The sequence below is a fragment of the Plantactinospora sp. KLBMP9567 genome (genome assembly GCF_033446045.1).
In the GTDB taxonomy this organism is placed as follows: domain Bacteria; phylum Actinomycetota; class Actinomycetes; order Mycobacteriales; family Micromonosporaceae; genus Plantactinospora.
On record NZ_JAWQRR010000012.1, the window covers coordinates 65,948 to 86,345 of the forward strand.

16 protein-coding genes are annotated in these 20,398 nt (G+C 72.3%); 4 read left to right on the top strand and 12 right to left on the bottom strand.

The window, feature by feature from the left end; genetic code table 11:
* Nucleotides 1-83: 83 nt before the first annotated feature.
* Nucleotides 84-905, top strand: a complete 822-nt coding sequence (locus R6Y94_RS10130) for an alpha/beta hydrolase (protein ID WP_318395539.1) — start codon at nucleotides 84-86, stop codon at nucleotides 903-905.
* A gap of 55 nt (nucleotides 906-960) precedes the next feature.
* On the opposite strand, the gene R6Y94_RS10135 is transcribed toward R6Y94_RS10130, so the two are convergent.
* Nucleotides 961-1,797, bottom strand: a complete 837-nt coding sequence (locus R6Y94_RS10135) for a helix-turn-helix transcriptional regulator (RefSeq protein ID WP_318395540.1) — start codon at nucleotides 1,795-1,797, stop codon at nucleotides 961-963.
* 287 nt (nucleotides 1,798-2,084) lie between these two features.
* Between R6Y94_RS10135 and R6Y94_RS10140 the strand changes: the two genes are divergently transcribed.
* Nucleotides 2,085-3,512, top strand: coding sequence for an aldehyde dehydrogenase family protein (locus R6Y94_RS10140; RefSeq protein ID WP_318395541.1), 1,428 nt, complete (start codon nucleotides 2,085-2,087; stop codon nucleotides 3,510-3,512).
* 145 nt (nucleotides 3,513-3,657) lie between these two features.
* Here the strand turns inward: R6Y94_RS10140 and R6Y94_RS10145 are convergent, their stop codons facing one another.
* From R6Y94_RS10145 to R6Y94_RS10155, 3 genes are all read right to left on the bottom strand, one after another.
* The gene (locus R6Y94_RS10145; RefSeq protein WP_318395542.1) at nucleotides 3,658-4,284 is read right to left on the bottom strand and encodes an FAD-binding oxidoreductase; all 627 of its coding nucleotides are present in this window, start codon (nucleotides 4,282-4,284) and stop codon (nucleotides 3,658-3,660) included.
* 167 nt (nucleotides 4,285-4,451) lie between these two features.
* A complete protein-coding gene (locus tag R6Y94_RS10150) occupies nucleotides 4,452-6,002 on the bottom strand; it encodes a phosphodiester glycosidase family protein (RefSeq protein ID WP_318395543.1) in 1,551 nt (516 codons plus the stop codon).
* Nucleotides 6,003-6,693: 691 nt separating this feature from the next.
* A complete protein-coding gene (locus R6Y94_RS10155) occupies nucleotides 6,694-7,383 on the bottom strand; it encodes a hypothetical protein (RefSeq protein WP_318395544.1) in 690 nt (229 codons plus the stop codon).
* A gap of 172 nt (nucleotides 7,384-7,555) precedes the next feature.
* On the opposite strand from R6Y94_RS10155, the gene R6Y94_RS10160 reads away from it, so the two are divergent.
* Nucleotides 7,556-7,837 carry a hypothetical protein gene (locus R6Y94_RS10160; protein ID WP_318395545.1) on the top strand — a complete coding sequence of 94 codons (282 nt, stop codon included), beginning with the start codon at nucleotides 7,556-7,558 and terminating at the stop codon, nucleotides 7,835-7,837.
* Between the two features lie 217 nt (nucleotides 7,838-8,054).
* Here the strand turns inward: R6Y94_RS10160 and R6Y94_RS10165 are convergent, their stop codons facing one another.
* Both R6Y94_RS10165 and R6Y94_RS10170 read right to left on the bottom strand, forming a co-directional pair.
* Nucleotides 8,055-8,984, bottom strand: a complete 930-nt coding sequence (locus R6Y94_RS10165; RefSeq protein ID WP_318395546.1) for a diacylglycerol/lipid kinase family protein — start codon at nucleotides 8,982-8,984, stop codon at nucleotides 8,055-8,057.
* Between the two features lie 73 nt (nucleotides 8,985-9,057).
* The gene (locus R6Y94_RS10170) at nucleotides 9,058-10,152 is read right to left on the bottom strand and encodes an NYN domain-containing protein (protein ID WP_318395547.1); all 1,095 of its coding nucleotides are present in this window, start codon (nucleotides 10,150-10,152) and stop codon (nucleotides 9,058-9,060) included.
* A gap of 300 nt (nucleotides 10,153-10,452) precedes the next feature.
* Here R6Y94_RS10170 and R6Y94_RS10175 point away from each other — a divergent pair, with 300 nt between their 5' ends.
* Entirely contained in the window at nucleotides 10,453-11,496 is a 1,044-nt protein-coding gene (locus tag R6Y94_RS10175) for a serine hydrolase (protein ID WP_318395548.1), read from the top strand.
* Nucleotides 11,497-11,646: 150 nt separating this feature from the next.
* Here the strand turns inward: R6Y94_RS10175 and R6Y94_RS10180 are convergent, their stop codons facing one another.
* From R6Y94_RS10180 to R6Y94_RS10205, 6 genes are all read right to left on the bottom strand, one after another.
* Nucleotides 11,647-12,633: an NAD(P)-dependent alcohol dehydrogenase gene (locus R6Y94_RS10180; RefSeq protein ID WP_318395549.1), complete on the bottom strand. Its 987-nt coding sequence runs from the start codon at nucleotides 12,631-12,633 to the stop codon at nucleotides 11,647-11,649.
* Nucleotides 12,634-12,829: 196 nt separating this feature from the next.
* Nucleotides 12,830-13,531 carry a TetR/AcrR family transcriptional regulator gene (locus R6Y94_RS10185; protein WP_318395550.1) on the bottom strand — a complete coding sequence of 234 codons (702 nt, stop codon included), beginning with the start codon at nucleotides 13,529-13,531 and terminating at the stop codon, nucleotides 12,830-12,832.
* A 113-nt stretch (nucleotides 13,532-13,644) separates the two neighbouring features.
* Nucleotides 13,645-15,846 (bottom strand): alpha-glucuronidase, encoded by a 2,202-nt coding sequence (locus R6Y94_RS10190; protein ID WP_318395551.1) that lies wholly within the window; start codon nucleotides 15,844-15,846, stop codon nucleotides 13,645-13,647.
* Nucleotides 15,843-17,933, bottom strand: coding sequence for a beta-galactosidase (locus tag R6Y94_RS10195; protein ID WP_318395552.1), 2,091 nt, complete (start codon nucleotides 17,931-17,933; stop codon nucleotides 15,843-15,845). Before R6Y94_RS10195 ends, R6Y94_RS10190 begins: the two co-directional genes overlap by 4 nt.
* A gap of 76 nt (nucleotides 17,934-18,009) precedes the next feature.
* Complete coding sequence (locus tag R6Y94_RS10200; RefSeq protein ID WP_318395553.1) at nucleotides 18,010-18,699, bottom strand: DUF624 domain-containing protein; 690 nt, start codon at nucleotides 18,697-18,699, stop codon at nucleotides 18,010-18,012.
* A complete protein-coding gene (locus R6Y94_RS10205) occupies nucleotides 18,696-20,240 on the bottom strand; it encodes a GH39 family glycosyl hydrolase (RefSeq protein ID WP_318395554.1) in 1,545 nt (514 codons plus the stop codon). Before R6Y94_RS10205 ends, R6Y94_RS10200 begins: the two co-directional genes overlap by 4 nt.
* Nucleotides 20,241-20,398: the final 158 nt, after the last annotated feature.

Consider the following 20,398-nt stretch of genomic DNA (forward strand, 5'->3'; position numbering starts at 1 on the left):
ACCGCCGGCCGTCCGGCGGTGATTCCGACCGGTCGGTCGGACAGGTCAGGGCAGGCAGCGATCATGACGCACGGGGGGTAGTGATGGGCTTCGTCACCGCGATGGACGGCACGGAGATCTACTACAAGGACTGGGGTTCCGGTCCGGTCGTGACCTTCTCGCACGGCTGGCCGCTGAGCGCGGACGCCTGGGACGGCCAGTTGCTGTTCCTGGCGCAGCAGGGCTTCCGGGTCGTCGCGCACGACCGCCGGGGACACGGCAGGTCCGGTCAGGCCTCGGCCCGCAACGACATGGACGGGTACGCCGACGACCTCGCCGCGGTGCTGGACGCGCTGGACCTGACCGACGTCACGCTGGTCGGTCACTCGACTGGCGGCGGTGAGGTGGCCCGCTACATCGGCCGGTACGGCACCGGCCGGGTGAGCAAGGCGGTGCTCATCTCCGCCGTACCGCCGATCATGGTGCAGACCCCGGACAACCCCGAGGGGCTGCCGATCGACGTCTTCGACGGGCTGCGCGCCAAGCTCTTCGCCGACCGGTCGCAGTTCTACCAGGATCTGGCCCAGATGTTCTACGGCGCGAACCGGCCCGGGGCGACGGTCTCCAAGGGCATCCTCGACCAGTTCTGGCTCTGGAGCATGCAGGCCGGCATGAAGAACGCGTACGAGAGCATCAAGGCGTTCTCCGAGACCGACTTCCGGGACGACCTCGCCAAGTTCGACGTCCCGACGCTGGTGATGCACGGCGAGGACGACCAGATCGTCCCGGTGAAGGACTCGGCCCGGAAGACCGCCCAGCTCATCGCGAACGTCCAGGAGATCTACTATCCGGGCGCGCCGCACGGGTTGACCGCCACCCTCCAGGACCAGGTCAACAAGGACCTGCTCGCCTTCCTGAAGAGCTGACCGGCGCGGATTCGTACGCGTCCCCCGGTCGCCGCCGGAGCTGCGGCCGGGTGCCTCAGAACTCCTGACCGGCGACGACCGAGAGGAGTCGCAGCTTCTCGGCGCTCTCTGTGCCGGGGGTGGCGGTGAAGACCAGCAGCGACTGGGACTGGTCCGGGTCGAGCAGGACCTGGCAGTGCAGTTCGAGCAGCCCGAGCCGTGGGTGCCGGATCCGCTTCGGGGCGCAGTACGGGCCGGTGACCGGGTGTTCCTGCCACAGTTCGGCGAACTCCGGGCTCCGGGCGAGGAGCACGTCGACGATCTCACCGGCCCGGGAGTCCCGCCCGGCCCGGGTGTACGCCCGGTGCAGGTCGGCGGTGAGCAGCCGGCTGTGCCCGGGATGGTCGTCCTCGGGGTGGACCCGCCGGCTCTCCGGGTCGGTGAACCAGCGGTAGTGCAGGCTGCGCGCCAGCCCGGTGTGGTGGGTCTCGTCGCCGAGCAGGGCGGTGGCGAGCCGGGTCTGCCGCAACGTCTCGCCGAGGTCGCTGACGACCTGGGCGGCGGCGTCCCCGAGCCCGTCGAAGATCCGCATCATGCCCGGGTTGATGTGGTCGGCACGCCGTACCCGACTCGGCGTCGGATATCCGCCCAGCCGGAACAGGTGATCCCGTTCCTCCAGGGAGAGCCGCAGGCCGCGGGCGATCGCGGCGAGCATCTGCTCCGAGGGGCGCGGGCCGCGCTGCTGCTCGATCCGGCTGTAGTAGTCGGTCGACATGTCGCTGAGCGCGGCGACCTCCTCGCGGCGCAGCCCGCCGGTACGCCGCCGCCGCTGCCCCCGGGGCAGCCCGACGTCCTCCGGTTGCAGCGCCTCCCGCCGGCTCCGGAGGAACTCGGCGAGCCGGTCCCGGTCCATGGCGTCTCCTCCTCTTCCGGTCGGTCCGGTCGTTTGTCGACCCGTTGCGAACACCGGACGACCCTGTTCGCGAGCACTACCGCCCCCGGGTGGGGGGACACCGACGACCGGTCGCGAACATCCGCCGGTCCGCGCGACCGGCACGACTTCGGCAACAATCTCGGGACCGGCGGGAATTCCGGGTGGTGCCGATCGTCGCACCGGGGGCGAGCGGCCAGCCAGGCGACGGGTGTCCACGGATCGGCTGTACCTGGTTACGCCCGCCCGGCCGGCCAAGACTCGGATCCATGACTGGACCAACACAGACCGCGACCGGCCACTGGATCAACGGCGGGTGGCACCCGGCCGGATCGCCGGCAACCATCGGCGTGCGGAACCCGGCGAACGGCGAGATCGCCGCCGAGGTACCCGCCGGTACCGCCGCCGACCTGGACCGGGCGGTCGCCGCCGCCCGGTCCGCCTTCCCCGGCTGGGCCGCCACCGCGCCCGCCGAGCGGGCCGCCGTCGTGCGGCGGATCGGCGAGGGCCTACGGACCCGTGCCGAGGAGATCGCCACCGCGGTCACCGCCGAGATGGGCTCACCGATCCGCATGTCCCGGACCGCCCAGGTCGGCTTCCCGGTCGCCGTCGCGGAGTCCTTCGCCACCCTGGCCGCCGACTTCGCCTGGACCGAGGAGATCGGGAACTCGCTGGTGGTACGCGAGCCGATCGGCGTGGTCGGCGCGATCACCCCGTGGAACTTCCCGTTGCAGCAGATCGTGTCGAAGCTGGCACCGGCCCTGGCTGCCGGGAACACGATGGTGTTCAAGCCCTCCGAGATCGCGCCGCTGACCGCGCGGATCCTCGCCGAGGTGACCGCCGAGGCGGGCCTGCCGGCCGGGGTCTTCAACGTCGTCTACGGCACCGGACCGGTCGTCGGCGAGGCGATCTCCGCCCACCCGGACATCGACATGATCTCGTTCACCGGCTCCACCCGGGCCGGCCGGCGGATCTCCACCGTCGCCGCCGGAACCGTCAAGCGGGTCGCGCTGGAACTCGGCGGCAAGGGCGCGAACGTCATTCTCGACGACGCCGACCTGCCCACGGCGGTACGGACCGGGGTGATGATGGCGTTCGCCAACGGCGGCCAGGTCTGCGGCGCCTGGCCCCGGATGCTGGTGCCGGCGTCGCGGCAGGACGAGGTCGTCGCGCTGGCGGTCGCCGCCGCCCGGGAGTACGTCGTGGGCGAGCCGACCGACGAGGCGACCCGGATCGGTCCGATGGCCTCCGAGGCGCACCGGGAGAAGGTGCACGGCTACATCGAGCGGGGCATCGCCGACGGCGCGAGGCTGGTCTTCGGCGGCCCCGGCCGGCCGGAGGGGCTTGAGAAGGGCGCCTACCTCCGACCGACGATCTTCGCCGACGTCGACCCGCACTCGGTGATCGCCCAGGAGGAGATCTTCGGCCCGGTCCTGACGATCATCCCGTACGCGGACGAGGACGAGGCCGTCGCGATCGCCAACGGCACCATGTACGGCCTCACCAGCGGTGTCTTCGGCGAGCCCGAGCACGCCCTCGCGGTGGCCCGGCGGCTGCGCGCCGGCCAGGTCGACGTCAACGGCGGCCACTGGAACCCGCTCGCCCCGTTCGGCGGTTACAAGCAGTCCGGGAACGGCCGGGAGTTCGGCCGGGCGGGCCTGGAGGAGTTCCTGGAGATCAAGGCCATCCAGCGCTGAACGGCGGGGTGGCGGGACCCCGGCCACCGAGACTCGTCGCCGAACCGCTGCCCCGGGCGAGGCCGCTGCCACTGCGCGGCGGCCTGCACGACGCCGGGCCCCCGGTGACGGCGGTGCGGCGGCGCGCCGACGGGGGACCGGCGGCTCAGCTCCGGTAGCGGTCGAACCGGAACGGTGCCAGTTCGGCACTGCGGTCCTCGCCGAGCACCTCGGCCGCGACCAGGTCACCGGCGTGCACGCTCAGGGTCGCGCCGCTGTGCGAGACGGCGAAGTGGAAGTTGGGCCGCTCGGCGGCCCGGCCCAGCACCGGTAGGCCGTCGCCGGGGATGGGTCGCTCGCCGACGCGTACGCCGCGCACGGACGCGGCCCGGATTCCCGGATAGAGCGCGACCGCCGCCTCGACCACCCGGTCGACCGCCGACCGGTCCACCCGGTAGCCGCCGCCGGCCGCCGGGTGGGCCGCACCGTCGATCTCGGGGCTGTGCAGCAGCAGCCGCCCGTCCCCGTCGGGGCGCAGGTGCACGCGCGGGGCGTGCACGACCCGGGACACCGCGACGGTGACCGGCGAGGTGTGGACGAGTACGCCCCGGGTGTTGCGCATCGGCAGCACCAGCCCGGCGAGTGCGGCGATCTGGGCGGCCTGCGGTCCCGCGCAGTCCACCACGGCGGCCACGGGAAGCCGCCGTCCCGAGGCGAGCCGGACCGCGCGTACCTCGGTGGCGGTGACCTCCAGGTCGGCGACCGCGTCGTCGCGGACGACCTCGGGTGCCACATTGGACCTTCTCGACCTCCGACTGCGGTCCGTGCTGGCCGCAGGCGGAAGTAGCCGCGCGACGCAGGCACGGGCGTTCCTCCTGCGGCAACGACGGACCGCAGGAGGAGGGTGAGAAGATCACCAGACCGGAGCCGGTCGGCTCACGCCACGGCGGGCCCGGACGCTCAGACCCGGGTGACCCGTACCGCGTCGGCGACGACGTAACCGGTGCCGGATGTCCATCGGCTCACTCCCACCGTGTTCGCATCCCCTGCGGCCAGCGTGAACACCCCGAGTGACACCCATCGGCCGCCGTTGGCGCGCTGGTTCACCCGTACCGTCTGGTTGCCGCCGGTGGTGGCCACGATGAACGGCGTCGAGTCGTTGTAGCCAGGGTCGGCCGGATACCAGACCGAGACGGCGTAGCTGCCGGTCTCCGGGACGTTCACCCTGTACCAGGCGACGTCGCTGGAGAGCACCGGGTCGGCGAACCGGTAGTCGGCCCCGAACCTCTGGCTGGAGTAGCTGGAAGTTCCCCAGTTCGCGCTCGCGCTGAACCGCCCGGCCGTGGTGTTGTCGACCGTGCTGCTCCACGCCTGTGCGGTCGAGACGAAGCCGATTCCGTTCGGGACCGCTCGTTGCGCGCCGTCCGACGGGGTGTTACGGACCGATACCGACGTCGCTCCGGGCATCCGGGCGACCAGGGTGCTCGAACCTCCGCCGTCGAGGTTGATCGCGTCGTCGGCGCCGAGCGACTTCATGTAGTTGGCGAGTTCCACATAGGTCATACCGACGCTGGTGCTGGACCGGCCGTCCACGACGACCATCCACATGGTCAGACCGTCCGCCGAGAAGCCGACCGCCGTCCGTGGGTTCCGCGGATGCGAGACGGTGGTGGCAACCCCGTCCCTGACCAGTACGAGGTTGCCGCCGATCGCGACCTGGGCGGCTCCGGCCCCGCCCCGCGGCGAGTAGTTGACCGTGACGGGGTCGCCGACGGCGATCCCGGCCAGGGCGTCGGCACCGGCGTTGACGCCGAGTATGGCGACGGACCCGGCCGGTACCTTGGCGCCGGCGGTGGTGCTGACCCTGCTGACCCGGCCACCGGTCACCTCCACCTCGCGGCTGCGGGTGGCGCCGTCGAGTACCTGGCTGCGCGGCTCGTCGCCCCAGAGGGCGTTGTAGACGCCGATGCCGTCGGCGGCGATGTTCGGTGAGTTGAGGTTGGTGGCGGTGAGTTGGGCGCCGCCGGGCAGCGCGATCTTCGCGTCGAGGAAGATCTGGGCCAGGCCGCCCCGGGTGCCTGTGCCGTTGGCGTACAGCGCGGCCACGTTGTTCCAGCCGGAGGCGGGGCCGTTGAGCAGCGTGCCGTCGTCCAGCCCTATGCCCCGGGGTGCCCCGGTGACGCCGATGTCGAAGAAGTCGCCGTTCACGGCGGCGACCGCACCCACCCGGTTCGCCTGGCTGGTCAGGGTGGCTGTGGCGCCGACGGTCCCCGGATTGAGGTATTTCGGTTTCAGGGTGGGCTCGGACAGGTTCGCGGTGAGGACGTTGATCTGATTGGGGCCGCCCGTCGAGGTGGTGCTCAGGGAGAGGCCGGGTGCCAGCGGCGTGGTGGCGAGCGTTCCGACGTCGGAGGTGGCGGTGACCGCGACCGCCGGGGCGGGTGTCGCGGCGCCGATGCCGACGAAGGCGATTAGTGCGGACAACGGGACGGCGAGGGCTGATCGTCGCATGGCGTCTCCGGTGAGAGCAGGGGCGAGATCGGAGATCGAGGGATCTGGCGAAAGTTATTGTCACCCGTCGATGTGCGCTTGGCAACATTCTCCGCTGCGGCGCGACGGGAAGCCCGCGGGTGTCCGATGCGGCGGTACCGGACGCGGATCGCCGGCCCGCCCCGCCGTTCCCGATCTTCCTAGCTGAGGTCGTCCAGTACGTCGGCGGCCAGCCCTCGCATGGTCTCCCGGTGCTCGGTCAGCGCCGCGTCCCAGGCCGCCTGCTCCACCTCACGGACCTGGTAGTAGACCGTGAACCTGGCGTTGCTCGACAGTACGGACAGTTCGATCGTGGCTCGGTCCTTGTGGATGCCGAGGTAGGCCTTGTCCGCCAGGCCCGGCCCGGCCTTGTAGCTGGAGTCGGTTCCGGGAGACGGCAGGACCGTACCCCTTTCTGGACGCGCGATCCGGCTAGGCGTTCGCGATCTCGTCGAAGCTGGCCTTGCTCCGGCCGTCGGTTCGGTCGTACTCGTCAGCGCACTTGTTCAACGCGTTGCCGAATTCCTCGAACCTGGTCGTCGCGTCCCGGAACGGTCCGGTGAGCCAGCCGTGGGTCTTGTCGTACGCACCGTACTGGTCGACTTCTTCCCCTCGGCGCGAATGCCGTCGCTGGCCGCTTCGATGCTCTCCGCGCTGAACCAGTCGTAGTCACTCATCGGCGCGAGCCCTCTCCGGAGAACCAGTACGTCGGGTCCTTCTCGCAGGTGGCCTGTCGCAGGGCGGCCCGCGCGTCGTCGGCTATCGCGTCGGCGTCCTCCGGGGCGATGCGCGGGCTGACCTCCACGCTGGCGACGGTGAACCCGACCAGTCTCAGGTGGAACAGGCCGCGTGGCCCGGAGATCGTCCTCGGCTCGGCGGAGTCCCGGGCGTCGATGAACTGGTCCGCCGCCGACATGACGTGGTATCCCCGTTCGACCCGCGCCTCCGCCGCCCCCCACTCGGCCCAGGCGTCCCCCGGCCGCGCGGCGGACCCGTCGTCCTGCGGGAACGGGTCCTCGGTCGACGGAGGCGGCGGCGTCCGACCGTGCCGACGCAGCACCGCCATGGCCAGCATCGCCTTGTCCTGGGCGTACTGGAGGGCGTCCAGAATGGCCGAAGCGACGCCCGAGGGTCCCACCGTGTACCACCAGTCGGAGCCGACGCGCAGGTCCACGAGGTCGCCCCGGGCATCGACCACGCAGGTGACCGTGCCGGTCTGGTCGTCGCCCGGGATGCGGTCCAGCCCCTCGACCGGGAGGTGACGGGGCGTGCCGGCCAGCGACTCCTCCAGGTGCCGCACGAAGCGTCGGGCCTGGTCCAGCCTGGGATCGTCGGGACTGACGGTGCGCGATGTCTGCAACATGCTTCCCCCATGCCCCGTCACCGTGCCGGAGAAGGGTCCCGATCTCGGATCCCGGCCTCCGGTCGGCCCAGCTCGTGACTCCCAGGCGCTAGATCCTAACCGATCTGTGCCAGCCCGATGGCGCCGTGTGAGCGGCCGACGCCACCGCGTCCCGGCTAGTACGGTGTGCCGCATGCACCCGTTCCAGGCCGCGCAGCAGATCGCGCAGACCCGCGAGGTCGACGCGGCGGCCCTGATCCACGGCCGGTGCGACCTGCGCGGCTATCCGTACCGGCACCTGGCCGTCGTGGCGGGCAGCGACCTTCCGATGCCGCGCACCACCGGCATCCCGATCGCGCGGGACCACCACACCGGCCCGCCGCCGGACTTCACCGCCTCGTGGCTCGCCGGTCGAACTTGCCCGCCACCGCGTGGTCGGTGTCGGTCACCGTCCCGGTCTCCAGCACCTGCTTGAGCCGGCGGAGGCAAGCCGCCACCCTTCGGCCGGCGGCTTGCCGACCAGGGACAGCGCGGCGTGGCCGAGCCTGCCGAGAGGCGTCTTCAGCACCTCGTGCACCTCCGCCAGGCCCGGGCCTGGCGGCGAATCGGACGGTCCAGCAGGTGGCCATTCCGGGTACGGCGGTTGCCGTCTCGTACCGGCGCGTCGCGGGTCGGCCCGGCGGGGATGCGGGTCAGCGGTCGAGGACCTCGGCGGGGGCCATCACCCGCAGTGCGTTGGCGTCGAGCCCGATCCGGATCGGGGTACGGCCGCGTACCTCGCCGTCGACCTCGACCGGGGCCGGCCGGTCGGTGGTGAGCAGAATCTCACCCGCGGTGAGGAAGGGCTCGTCGTCGAGAGTGCGGCGATGACCGGTCGCCGCGTTGCGCGCCGTCGCGCGCAGCAGGTCGCGCCGGGTCGGGCCGCCCACCGGGTACGCGACCAGCAGCCGGTCGTCGGCGTTCGCGTCCGCCGTGATCGGCCGGCCGGCCTGGAAGCCGCCGTTGGCCACGTAGAGCTGGTGGGTCAGGAACTCCCGGGCCTGCCCGTCGGCCCGCACGGTGATCCGCATCGGGCGGTGTCCGGTGAGCAGCGCCAGGGCGGTCACCGGGTACGCCAGCCGGCCGGTGACCCGCTTGAGCCGGGCCGGTGCCCCGGCCATCACCTCGGCGGAGAGCCCGATGCCGACGTGATTGGCGAACGGCATCCCGTCGGCGAGCCCGAGGTCGACGTCGATCACCTTGCCGCCGGCCAGCGTCGCGACGGCCGCGTCGAGGTCGAGCGGGATCCCGACGGTCCGGGCGAAGTTGTTCGTGGTGCCGAGCGGCAGCAGTCCGAGCGCCATGTCCCGGTGTGCGAGCAGCCGCGCGGCGGCCCCGATGGTGCCGTCGCCGCCGCCGACGGCCAGCAGGTCCGGGCCGAGCGCGGCGGCGGCGGTCAGGCTCGCCTCCAGTTCACCCGGCCGGTCCGCCGGGTAGGTGCCGAGCAGTGTGAAGCCCGCCCCGGTCAGCCGGGTCCGCGCCTCCTGGTAGAGCCGGCGGCCCCGGCGGGAGCGGGCGTTGACCACCAGCGCCGCCCGGCGCTCCCGTCGGATGGCGGCGTCCAGCTCCTGCTTCGACCGCATGGGCCAAGACCCTATCGCCAACCGTCCACCCGGCCCCCGGCGGCGGTAAGCCGGCTCTGCGGGTGCTCCGGGGTCACGCGGGACGCGCGGTGAGCAGGTAGTCGTCGGTCTCGGGGCTCCACCGCAGCTCGACCGCGCCGCTGGTGGCGGCCGCCTTGCAGAACTGGAGGAAGCTGCGGTAGCCGAGCTTCTTCTCGCTGAAGTCGGGGCGCGCCCGGCGGAGCTGGTTCTTCAGCCCGGAGAGCGCCACCGAGCCGTCCGCGCCGGCCAGGTCGAGGAGCACGGTACGGAGCAGGCCGAACGCCACCTCCCGGTCGCCGTGTTCGGGCAGCGACACCCCCGGGTCGCCCTTGGCCGGGCCCTCGGTCAGCTCGACGACGTTGTGTTCGGCCAGGTGCCGGAGCAGCTCGCCGAAGGCCCGGAACCCGTAGTCGGACTCGCTGAAGGTCGGGTCCTTGCGCAGCAGGGTGCGCTTGAGCGTCGAGGCGGTCACCTCCCCGCTGGAGCTGCCCTGCAATCCTGCCACGGTCTGCGCGACCAGCTCGGCGAGGGTGTCGACGTCGCGTACCGGCTCCTCAATGCCCTGTGCCGGCTCCGGTCCCGGCTCCGTCTGCTGGTCCGGACCGCCCTGCGGCGCCTCCGGGCCGGTGGGCCGGGCAGGTCGGCCGCGCCGGGGGCGGGCCGAGGGGATGTCCACACCCTCCAGCCGGTCGTAGTAGAGGAACTCGTCGCAGGCGGGCGGCAGCAGTGCCGAGGTGGACTTCTCCACCCCGACGCCGATCACCCGCTTGTTGAGTTCGCGGAGCTTGTGCACCAGCGGGGTGAAGTCGCTGTCGCCGGTGCAGATCACGAAGGTGGACAGGTAGTCGCGTTCGAAGGCGAGCTCCACGGCGTCGACCGCCATCTTGATGTCGGCGGCGTTCTTGCGGCTCGCACCCATCCGTTGCGGGATCTCGATCAACTCCACGTGTGACCGGGTGAGCATCCGGCGGTCCTCGTCAAAGTACGACCAGTCGGCGTACGCCCGGCGGACCACCACCCGGCCGCGCTCGGCCAGCGCGTCGGCGATCGGGCGGAAGTCGAAGGCCAGGCCGCCGAGATGGTCGCGCGCACCGAGCGCGAGGTTCTCGTAGTCGAGGAAGAGGGCGATCCGGTCTTCTTGATCCACGTTGCCCAGCCTACGCCCGGCGGGCCGCTCCGGGCCGTTCTTCCCCGGCGTGGTGGGCGGACGGTGATGGCCCGGAAGCAGGCCGGACCAGACCGCCGGTACAACGGCCGGGTCGGAAGAAGATCGCCCGGCGGCGGAGAGCGGCGCGAGGAGTACCCAGGTCGATAGTGGACGAATCAAGCGCGGTACGGGACGGACCGGGGGACCGCCCGGCGTGTCCGACCTCGTCCGGGTTGTTGCCTGAAATCACGCTCGGTACGCTCCCCCACGACAGTTGTCGATGATCACGGGGGAGGAACTGTGCCGGAGCATGTCAGCCGCCGCGCGGCGATCGGGATGGGAGCGGCGGCGGCCGCGCTGGCCGCGACCGGTGGGCCGGCGGCCGCCGCACCGGCTACCACGGTGGCGGTCGGTCGGGCACCCGTCGGCCCGCCGCGGGTGCCCCGCACCCCGCAGGCGGTGATCCAGCGTGCGTACGCCACCCAGAAGGCCCGGGCCGGCGGGGTGTGGCACTCGCACATCGCGATGGTCAACGCCGCCGGCACCCTGGAGACCGTCGTGGCGGACGACGCCGACCGGGTGACCCACGGCTACAGCGTGCAGAAGCTCGCGGTGGCGGTGGCGGTGATGGACAAGATCGACCGTGGCCAGCTCCGGCTCGACCAGAAGCTCGACCTCACCGCCGACATCATCCTCGGCGGCACCGGCATCTACTTCCTGCACACCGTCTGGGGCGACGACATCACGGTCGCCAACTTCCTCACCGCGATGCTGCTGGTCTCGGACAACACGGCGGTCCGGATGTGCGGCCGGGTGGTGCCGGCGCTGGAGATCAACGAGATCCTCGCCAGCTTGGGCTTCACGCACACCCGGGTCGAGCCGGTCGCCAACCCGAACCGGTTCTTCCTCGGCGTCACCACGCCCCGGGAGACCCACGACCTGCTGTGGCGACTGGCCAACAAGACCATCGTGACGCCGAGGTCGGCCGACTTCCTGCTCGGCATCCTGCGGTGGATCAACGGATACCACGACGGGGTCCGCCGCAACATGTCGTCGGCCGAGCGCAGCCGGGTCGCCACCAAGTACGGCGCGGACTTCGACGACCTGGGCGCGGCCCGGCACGAGGCCGGGATCATGTTCGACGCGGCGGGCGCCCCGACGCTGACGTACGCGATGTTCGCCGACTCCCTCGCCGACCTGGACAACTACGGGGCGACGCACCCGGCGGTGCAGGCGCACGCGGCGCTCGGCCGGGTCATGTTCGACACGATCGCGACGACCACCAACCGGACGGCGAAGGCCCGGCACTCGGTCGACCCGTTCCGTCCGGTCAGCGGCGGCTGACCGGCGCCGACGCCCCGGCCGCCCGACGCCCCGGCCGCCCGACGCCCCGGCCGCCCGACGCCCCGGCCGCCCGACGGCCGGGGCGATCCGGAGCATCGGGTCGCCCCGGCACCGGGTCGCCGGGCGGGCGGAGCGTCGCCACCATCTCGCTCAGATCGTCACCACCACCTTGCCCGGGCTGTGTCCCTCCTCCTGATAGCGCACGGCTGCCCGGATCTCCGCGAACGGATAGCGGCGGTCGACGACCGGGGTGACCTTGCCGTCCTCGATGAGGTCGGCCAGCAGCCGCAGGCACTGCTTCTTGTCCGGGCAGCGGACCGCGTCGGCGATGGCGATCCGCTGGGACACCAGCGGGCCCACGGCGAGCGCCGCGAAGACCCGGCCGGCGGGCTGTAGCCAGCGACCGGCCGGGCCACCGACGAGGACGAGGGTGCCGTTGCGGGTCAGCACCCGCCGGTACGCCGGCACGGTACGGCTGCCCGCGTTGTCCAGCAGCAGGTCGTAGCGGCCCCCGCGCCGGGTGAAGTCCTCGGCGGTGTAGTCGACGACCTCGTCCGCGCCGAGCGACCGGACGAGGTCGACGTTCCGGCTGCTGCACACGCCGGTGACGATGGCGCCGAACGCCCGGGCGAGCTGTACGGCGAAGGTGCCCACCCCGCCGGAGGCGCCGTTGACGAGTACCTGCTGACCGGGCTGGAGCCGGCCCGCGTCGCGCAGCCCCACCAGGGCGGTGACGCCGGCCATCGGTACCGCCGCCGCCTGCTCGTACGACAGGTTCGCCGGTTTGGCCGCCAGCAGGTCCTCCCGGACACAGACGTACTCGCCGAAGCCGCCCTCCGGCAGCAGGGCGTAGACGTCGTCGCCGGGGCGGAACTCCGTCACGTTCCGGCCGACGGACTCGACCTGACCGGCCATGTCACAGCCGGGAATGCCGATGCTCGGGCCGCGCAGCCCGGGGCCGTCGGGCATCAGGCGGGCGACCAGAGGCTCGCCGCGGATGTGGTGCCAGTCGTACGGGTTGACGGAGGTGGCCCGGACCCTGACCAGCACCTCGTCGTCGCCGGGAGCGGGCCGCTGTACGTCGGTGAGTTCCAGGGCATCGGGTGGGCCGTACGAACGCAGGACTGCCGCCTTCATCGTCGTCTCCTTGTCCGGGTGCGGTTGCGGGCAAACGGGCGGGTGTCCCCGAGTGGACGCGGTAGCCGCCCTTACGCCGTAAGTCGTACAACGTAAGGTACTCGTACGGCGTAAGGTTGTCGAGGGTTCGCACCCGAACAGGGACCAATGGTGGATGGGACGGTGTCGGGACCGCCCAAGCCGGACGGCGGAGCGGTCAGCCCCGCTCGCGGATCCGGTCCAGGCCGTCCAGAATCAGGTCGAGCCCGAACTCGAACTCGCTCTGGTCGTCACACCAGCCCAGCGTCGAGTCGGGATCGTCGTGGGCGATCTCGGCCAGCATCCCGACCAGGTGGGGGAACTGCCCGGCCATCTCCGCCATCGCGGCAGCCGGATCGGTGGCACCGGCGCCGCTGTTCGGATCGAACAACTCCTGGGTGAAACCCAACGCCCGGCTGCCCAGCGCGTGCAGCGCGTGGTGCGCCAGGTCGTAGGAGAAGCCGCCGGCGCGCATCAGGCCGAGCAGGGCGTCGTAGTAGCGCAGCACCGCCGGGCTGGTGTTGGTGCGGGTCTCGAAGACCCCGGGAGCCCAGCGGTGCCGGAGCAGGACCTCGCGGGCGGAGAGGATCCGCTGGCGTACCGCCTTCTTCCAGTCCGCGCCGCCGGCCGGTACGTCGATCCGGTCGACGACCTCGTTGATTTCCGTCGCGATCACGTCCACGACGCCGTCGAGCACGTCCTCCTTGTTGGCGACGTGGTAGTAGAGCGACATCGCCTCGGCCCCGAGGTGCTCCGCGAGACGACGCATCGTCAGCGACTCGATGCCGCCGGAGTCGGCGACGCTGACCGCGGCCCGCAGCACCCGGTCGCGGCTCAACGGGATCCGGGGCTCGGCTCCGGGCTCGGCTTGGCTGGCCACCTACCTCAACTTTCCTCCGGGACGACATCGTACAAGGCGTGTCGGGGCCCGGACCGCAGGTGGCAGGTGGCCTGGCGGACGCGCCGGCGGTCGGCGGCCGCCGACCGCCGGGTTCAGTGGATCCGGCGGCCGCGCGCGTCCGGTACTCCGGACTTGCGGAGGAAGTAGGTGTTGACCTTGTCGCGCCACTCCTCGGCAGAGCGCAACTGCTCCGCGAGGCGGTCGGTCACCCGGGCGTGCAACGCCGGATCCAGCAGACCCGCCGGGCCGATCCGCTCCCACCGGCGCACCATCTCCGCCACCTGCTCGACCCCGGCGAAATGGGTGTCGTAGATGTGCTGGATCACCGTCGACCCGGAGTGCAGTACGTGCTGGTACGGCACGTGGTGGAAGAAGAGCAGCAGCTCGTCCGGGCAGGTTTCCAGCGACTCGTACCGGTCCGCCCAGGGCTGCGGGTACTGGCCGGTGAACCCGGTTCCGGTGGCCCGAGTACGGTCCACTCCGACGCCGTCCCGGTCGGCGAAGTGGTAGGTGCCCCACCGCGAGTACTCGTAGCCGTCCACGTCGGGGCCGTAGTGGTGCCCCGGCGAGACCATGAAGCCGACCCCGAGCGGTGCGGTGTACCGCTCGTAGCTGCGCCACGAGTCGTCCAGCAGCGCGTGCAGCGTCCCGCGCAGCAGGTCGGGATCGGCGGTCGCCGACGGCGTGAAGGTGAGCTCGATCCACTCGTCGAGTACGGCCAGCGGGTCGAGGTCGGGCGCCCAGGCCAACCGGCCGACGGCGTACAGGTTGGCCTGGGCCAGCGGGTGTCCGGTCCAGTAGTGGTCGTCGCCGACGTTGGAGACGACCACCAGACCGCCGCCCCCGGAAGCGGCAACGCCGCCGTCGTCTCCCGCCGTGCCGGCGGCCACCGAGGCGACCGTCGGTCGGCCCGGACCCCAGGGCGCGAACCGGAGTACCTCGCTCCAGCACGGACCCAGATAGCAGACGTGTCGCTGCTGTCCGGTGTACTCCTGGGTTGCCTGCACCTCCACCGCCAGCCGGGTGCCGGGCATGGCCGCGAGCACCGGGGAGACCGGCTCGCGGGTCTGGAAGTCCATCGGACCGTGCTTCACCTGCACGACCACGTTGTCCCGGAACTGACCGTCCAGCGGCGTGAAGTGGTCGTACGCCGCCCGGGCCCGGTCGGTGGACCGGTCGCGCCAGTCCTGTCGGTGGTTGTAGACGAAGGCACGCCAGTGCACCACCCCGCCGTACGGGGCCAGCGCGTCGGCGAGCATGTTCGCGCCGTCGGCCTGGGTGCGCCCGTACCGGTACGGGCCCGGCTGCCCCTCGGAGTCGGCCTTCACCATGAAGCCGCCGAAGTCCGGGACGGTCTCGTAGAGCCGCCCGGCGGCCCTGGCCCACCAGGCCCGCACGTCGCCGTCGAGCGGGTCGGCGGTGGGTAGCTCACCGAGGGTGACCGGCGCGGCGAAGTTGACCGACAGGTGCACCCGGATCCCGTACGGGCGGACCAGGTCCGCGATCGCGGCGACGTCGTCGAGCCGGTCGGTCAGCAGCCGGGTCGCCGTGCCGTACACGTTGACGTTGTTGACCGTCATCGCGTTCATGCCGCAGGCGGCCAGCAGCCGCGCGTAGCCGCGTACCCGGTCGGGGTCGCGGCGCGGCGCACCGTCGCGCCAGAAGATCGACCCGCCCGCGTAGCCGCGCTCGACCTGCCCCATCACCGGATGCACGTCGACGTTGTCCCAGTGGCTGACCAGCCGTAGCCGCATCGCCGGCCGGTGCCGCTCGACCGGCCGGTCGGCGCCGAACGCCGCCGGACCGAGCCGGACGACGTGGAACAGGCCGTAGAGCAGCCCGGCCGGCTGGTCGGCCAGCACCGCCGTGACGCCGTCCCGGCGGACCAGCGCGAAGCCCTCCGGGCCGAGCCCGCCGCGATCCGGTCCCAGTTCCCGCCCGACCTCGGCGGCGAGCGCCGCACCGCCCGGGAGCGGCCCGGTCGTGCCGAGCGCGAAGACCAGGTCGTATGCCTCGGCGCCAGCTCCGGCCCGGCCCGGTGGGGCGGCCCGGTCCAGCTCTGCCGCCCCGTCCGGTTCTGCCGGGTGGCCGGGGTGGTGGTCGACCGTGCCGCCGTAGCGGCCGCAGGCCCGGGTGGCCTCGTCCCGTACGGTCTCCACCAGCGTGCCGGCGCCGTAGACCAGCGTCCGGCGTGCGCCGATTTCCCGGAACGCCTCCGGCGGCAACCACGCCGGATGCGGGGACGCCGGCTCGGCGCCGGTCTGGATGGTGCCCGACCCCCCGGCGGTGGTCATCGCGCCCCCTCCCGGTCTTCGTCGGGACCCGTCGTCGGTCGGGTCGGGGCCGCCTCCTCGCGCAGCACCAGCACGCCCGACGGGTCGAGCCGGATCGGCTGGCCCGGTTCGACCCGGCCCCCGCCGAGCAGGTCGGTACCGGCGGTGTGCGCCGCCGTCTCGACCGGTTCGGCACCGTGGTTGAGCAGGAACCGCAGCCGCGTCCCGTCCGGGCCGACCCGCACCGTCGACTCCAGGCCGGGCACGTCCGCGTACGGCCCGACCAGGTCGTGCCGCTCCAGTACCCGGCGGACCACCCAGTGCACTCCCGGCTGGTCGAGGCCGGCGGCGACGTACCAGCCGTGACCGGCGCCGTAGCTGTTCCGGGTGACCGCCGGAGTACCGGCGTAGAAGTCCGCCTGGTACGTGCCGAGCACCTCGGCACCCTGCGGTATCACCAGTTCGAAGAGGAGCCGCGACTCGACCTCGACCTCGACGTCCGGGCCGGCACCGTGCAGGCGTACCGGATTGACCACCTCGGGCGGACGGGCGTCCCACTCGTCGATCCGGATGCCCATCAGCGGCCCGAGCGGACCCGGCACGTCCATCAGGAAGGCGTTGTCGTCCTCGTCGACCCGGCCGGACAGGAAGGTGGTCAGCACCGAACCGCCGCGCTCGGCCACCGCCGCCAGCCGCTGCGCCAGGTCACCCTTGAGCATGTGCAGCGCCGGCGCGACCACCACCTGGTAGCCGGCGAGGTCCGCGGTCACCGGTACGACGTCGACGTCGACCCCGGCCTCCCAGAGCGCCCGGTAGTACGCGTGCACGATCTGCTGGTAGCGCAGCAGCCGGGACGGGCCGTCGGAGATCTCCAACGCCCACCAGCTGTCCCAGTCGAAGAGCAGGGCGACCCGGGCCGGGGTCCGGCCGCCCAGCGTCGCCGGGCCGAGCCGGTCCAGCTCGGCGCCGAGTTCGGCCACCTCCTGGAAGACCCGGGTGTCCTGCCGCCCGGCGTGCCCGATCACCGCGCCGTGGTATTTCTCGCAGGCGCCCCTACAGGCGCGCATCTGGAAGAAGAGCACGGCGTCGGCGCCGTGCGCCACCGCCTGCCAGCTCCACAGCCGCATCACCCCGGGCCGCTTCAGCGGGTTGACGTCCCGGGACGCGGTGTAGCTCGGGGTCTGCTCCATCAGCCAGAACGGCTGGCCGTCCTTGAGCCCGCGCATCAGGTCGTGGGCCAGCGCCATCCAGGCCGGGGAGTTGTCGTCCGGCGGGTAGTTGTCCCAGGAGGCGAAGTCGAGGTGCGGGGCCCAGCGGTGGTAGTCGATCGGCCGGTACATCCCCATGAAGTTCGTGGTTACCGGGACGTCCGGACTCGACTCCCGGATGGCCGCCTTCTCGTCCGAGAAGTTGGCCAGCATCGCGTCCGACATGAAGCGCAGATAGTCGAGGGTGATGCCCTGGAAGGCGGTGTGGTTCGGCCCGCGCCAGTGCTCGGTCAGCGCCGACGGCGGCTCGATCTCGGCCCAGTCCGTGAAGGTGTGCGACCAGAAGGTGGTGTACCAGGCCGCGTTGAGCGCGTCGAGGCTGCCGTACCGGTCGCGCAGCCAGTCGCGGAAGCCGGCGGCACAGAGGTCGCAGTAGCAGGCGCCGCCGTACTCGTTGCCGACGTGCCAGGCGACGACCGCCGGGTTGCCGCCGTACCGGCGGGCGATCCGCCGGGCCAGTTCGGTGGAGAGTCGACGGAAGACGGGAGAGCTGGGGCAGGAGTTGTGCCGCTGGCCGTACCGGTGCTTGCGGCCCTCGAAGTCCGTCCGGGTCACCTCCGGGTGGGCCCGGGCCAGCCAGGCCGGGTGCGCGCCGGTGCCGGTGGCCAGACAGATCTGCCGGCGCTGCGCAGTGGCCTGCTCGACGATCCGGTCCAGCAGGCTGAAGTCGTAGACGTCCGGCCCGGGTTGGGTCAGCGCCCAGTCGAAGACGCCGAGCGTGACGGTGTCGATCCGGGCGGCGTCGAAGAGCCGGTAGTCCTCCTTCCAGACGTCCTCGGGCCACTGCTCGGGGTTGTAGTCCCCGCCGAATGCGACCTTCGGAATGGCAGGCAGCCTCATGCCGGCACTCCGCTGCGCTCCGTGCCGTCCTGAGGCTCATCGGCGCTGGGTTTGATGGTTCGCTCGCTGCGCTCGCTCACGCGGTGAACTCCTCTTCGACCTTGCTGACCAGTGGGCGGCAGTTGCGGAGCAGGGCCAGCGTCAGCACCGAACCGAGCAGCCCGAGCACCGCCTCGGAGGAGACCCAGACGACGCCGGCCGCCACCACCAGCAGGCAGGCGTTGCCGAGGGTGACCCCGGGGGTGTGCCCGAGGAAGTGCATCGCCAGCCGGGCGACGTCCCGGATCCGGAAGCTGAACAGCGACGTGATCACCAGGGCGTTGATCCCCCACAGGGTGACACCGAGCGCCACCAGCAGCAGCGGCACCCGCCACCAGCCGGGTACGCGGGCGGCGCCGAAGTAGCTGAGGTTCAGCGCGACGATGGTCAGCCAGGCCAGCCAGGGCGGCCAGATCGCCAGTACGCCCCGGGCGTTGGCCCGGTAGCCGCGCCAGAACAGGGCCGCCGGGTTCAGGTCGGTCAGGTCCGGGCGGTGGTGGCGCAGCGCGTACAGCGCGGCGGAGAGGGCCGGCCCGAGCGGCAGTGCGCAGAGCGCGACCAGCGGAAGGTTGCTGGCGTGCCGGTCCAGCAGGAAGAGCGGGACCAGGCCGGGCAGCGTGGTCAGCACCAGCAGCAGCTCCACCACCAGCAGGCTGTAGAGCAGCGCCATGGCCCGGGACAGCGGTCCGGTCCCGAACCGGCTGCCGGCCTGCCTCGTGTCGTTCATTCCGGCTCCTCTCGGGGCGTTCGGTCCCCCGGTGCCAGGCCGAGGAGCCGGTCCTCGTCCCACCACGGCGGGGTCTCGTCGACCACCGCCGTGATCTCTACCAGGGTCACCTCGTGCCGGGCCAGGGTCAGGTCGAGGTCGACCCGGCCGGCCACGATCGGCAGGCTCCGGTGGGTGCGGGCCGGCTCGGCCGCCTCCCGCAGCGCGTCGAGCTGACCGGGGCGCGGCGAGCGCGGCCGACCCATCTCCGACCAGGCCGTCCAGGCGTTGCCCAGCTCCTCGTTGACCGTCGAGCGGAGCAGGAAGGCGGAGGTGGCGCCCGGCGGTCCGACCGGGACGGAGAGCGCCACCCGATGCCGGTCGACCGGTGCCGCCCCGGTGACGTCCACCGGGGCCCAGGCGAGCACCGCGACCCGCCCGGCGGATTCCCGGGTCACCAGGTGGTCGGTGCCGCGCGCCAGCACCTGGTCACCGAGCCGGGCCAGGAAGGCGTACAGGTGGTACGTGGGTTTCTTGATCTGGCGGTGGGTGAGCAGGCCGAAACCGCCGTGGAAGAGCGAGGTCGGGATGCCGACCTCCTCGAACATGTCGCTGAAGGTCCAGTACGAGAAGGAGTCGACCAGCTCACCGCCGCCCGCCAGCACCGGGGCCAGGTACGCGGCGTGGAACGCCGTGTCGTGGATCGGGTTGTCCGGCCGGTACGACGAGTTGAACTCGGTGATGTGCACCGGCAGCCCGGCCAGGGCGGTGTCCCGGAGCAGCTCCCTCGGCGTGCCGAACTGCTCCAGCAGCCGGGATGCCGGAGCCAGCGTCTGGTGTACCCCGAACGGCACGTGCTGGGCCGGCCCGGAGGTGTACGCGTGCTTGCTGACGAAGTCGACCGGTACCGAGCGGGCCGCGACGAACTCGGCGAAGCGCGGCAGCCACTCGTCGGCGCCGGGGGAGACGGCCGGCCCGCCCACCTGGAGGTCGGCGTCCACCTCCTTGACGGCGTGCGCGGCCACCTCGTAGAGCCGGTGGTACGCCTTCTCGTCGGCGCCCTGCCAGAACTGCTCCAGGTTCGGCTCGTTCCACACCTCGATCGGCCAGCGGCGTACCTCGGCGAGGCCGTACCGGTCGACCAGGTGCCCGACGGTGGCCTTGACCAGGTCGGTCCACTCCGACTCCGAGTGGGGCGGGGTGACGTTGCCCTGCCACCAGAAGACGGTCTGGTCGCTGGAGGCGAGCGCGGTCGGCATGAAGCCCAGCTCGACGAAGGGCCGGATGCCGAGTTCGAGATAGGCGTCGACCACCTGGTCGACGTAGCTGAAGCTGTGCCGGATCCGGCGCGAGCCCTGGTGCTGGTAGGGCCGGTAGACGCCGACACCGTCGCTGAGCAGCCCGTGTCCGCGGATGTGCCGGAAGCCGATCTCCCGCTGCACCAGCGCGAGGGAGTCCTGGTAGTCACGCCGCAGCGCCAGGTCGAAGCGGCCCGTGCCGACGCAGGCCCGCCAGGCGTCGGTCAGCCGCCCGCTCGGCTGCTCCGGTACGCGGATGTGCATCGTGGTCCTCTGTTCCGTGTCGCGCGGACCGGGCCGCACCGGTGGTGCGGGCGGGCCGCTGCGCCGACAACCGGTCCGGGGGGGGGCCCCGCCGGGCCCCCCCCCCCCGGCACGGCCGCCGGGTTAGTTGGTGTAACCCGCGGACGCCCCCTTTGCCC

Excerpts from the sequence above, each read along its gene's own strand:
- R6Y94_RS10165 (WP_318395546.1), bottom strand. The coding sequence starts at position 8,984 with ATGCGGTCGAAGCAGGAGCTGGACGCCGCCATCCGACGGGAGCGCCGG.
- R6Y94_RS10160 (WP_318395545.1), top strand. The coding sequence starts at position 7,556 with ATGCACCCGTTCCAGGCCGCGCAGCAGATCGCGCAGACCCGCGAGGTC.
- R6Y94_RS10200 (WP_318395553.1), bottom strand. The coding sequence starts at position 18,699 with ATGAACGACACGAGGCAGGCCGGCAGCCGGTTCGGGACCGGACCGCTG.
- R6Y94_RS10190 (WP_318395551.1), bottom strand. The coding sequence starts at position 15,846 with ATGACCACCGCCGGGGGGTCGGGCACCATCCAGACCGGCGCCGAGCCG.
- R6Y94_RS10205 (WP_318395554.1), bottom strand. The coding sequence starts at position 20,240 with ATGCACATCCGCGTACCGGAGCAGCCGAGCGGGCGGCTGACCGACGCC.
- R6Y94_RS10180 (WP_318395549.1), bottom strand. The coding sequence starts at position 12,633 with ATGAAGGCGGCAGTCCTGCGTTCGTACGGCCCACCCGATGCCCTGGAA.
- R6Y94_RS10195 (WP_318395552.1), bottom strand. The coding sequence starts at position 17,933 with ATGAGGCTGCCTGCCATTCCGAAGGTCGCATTCGGCGGGGACTACAAC.
- R6Y94_RS10140 (WP_318395541.1), top strand. The coding sequence starts at position 2,085 with ATGACTGGACCAACACAGACCGCGACCGGCCACTGGATCAACGGCGGG.
- R6Y94_RS10155 (WP_318395544.1), bottom strand. The coding sequence starts at position 7,383 with ATGTTGCAGACATCGCGCACCGTCAGTCCCGACGATCCCAGGCTGGAC.
- R6Y94_RS10150 (WP_318395543.1), bottom strand. The coding sequence starts at position 6,002 with ATGCGACGATCAGCCCTCGCCGTCCCGTTGTCCGCACTAATCGCCTTC.
- R6Y94_RS10130 (WP_318395539.1), top strand. The coding sequence starts at position 84 with ATGGGCTTCGTCACCGCGATGGACGGCACGGAGATCTACTACAAGGAC.
- R6Y94_RS10135 (WP_318395540.1), bottom strand. The coding sequence starts at position 1,797 with ATGGACCGGGACCGGCTCGCCGAGTTCCTCCGGAGCCGGCGGGAGGCG.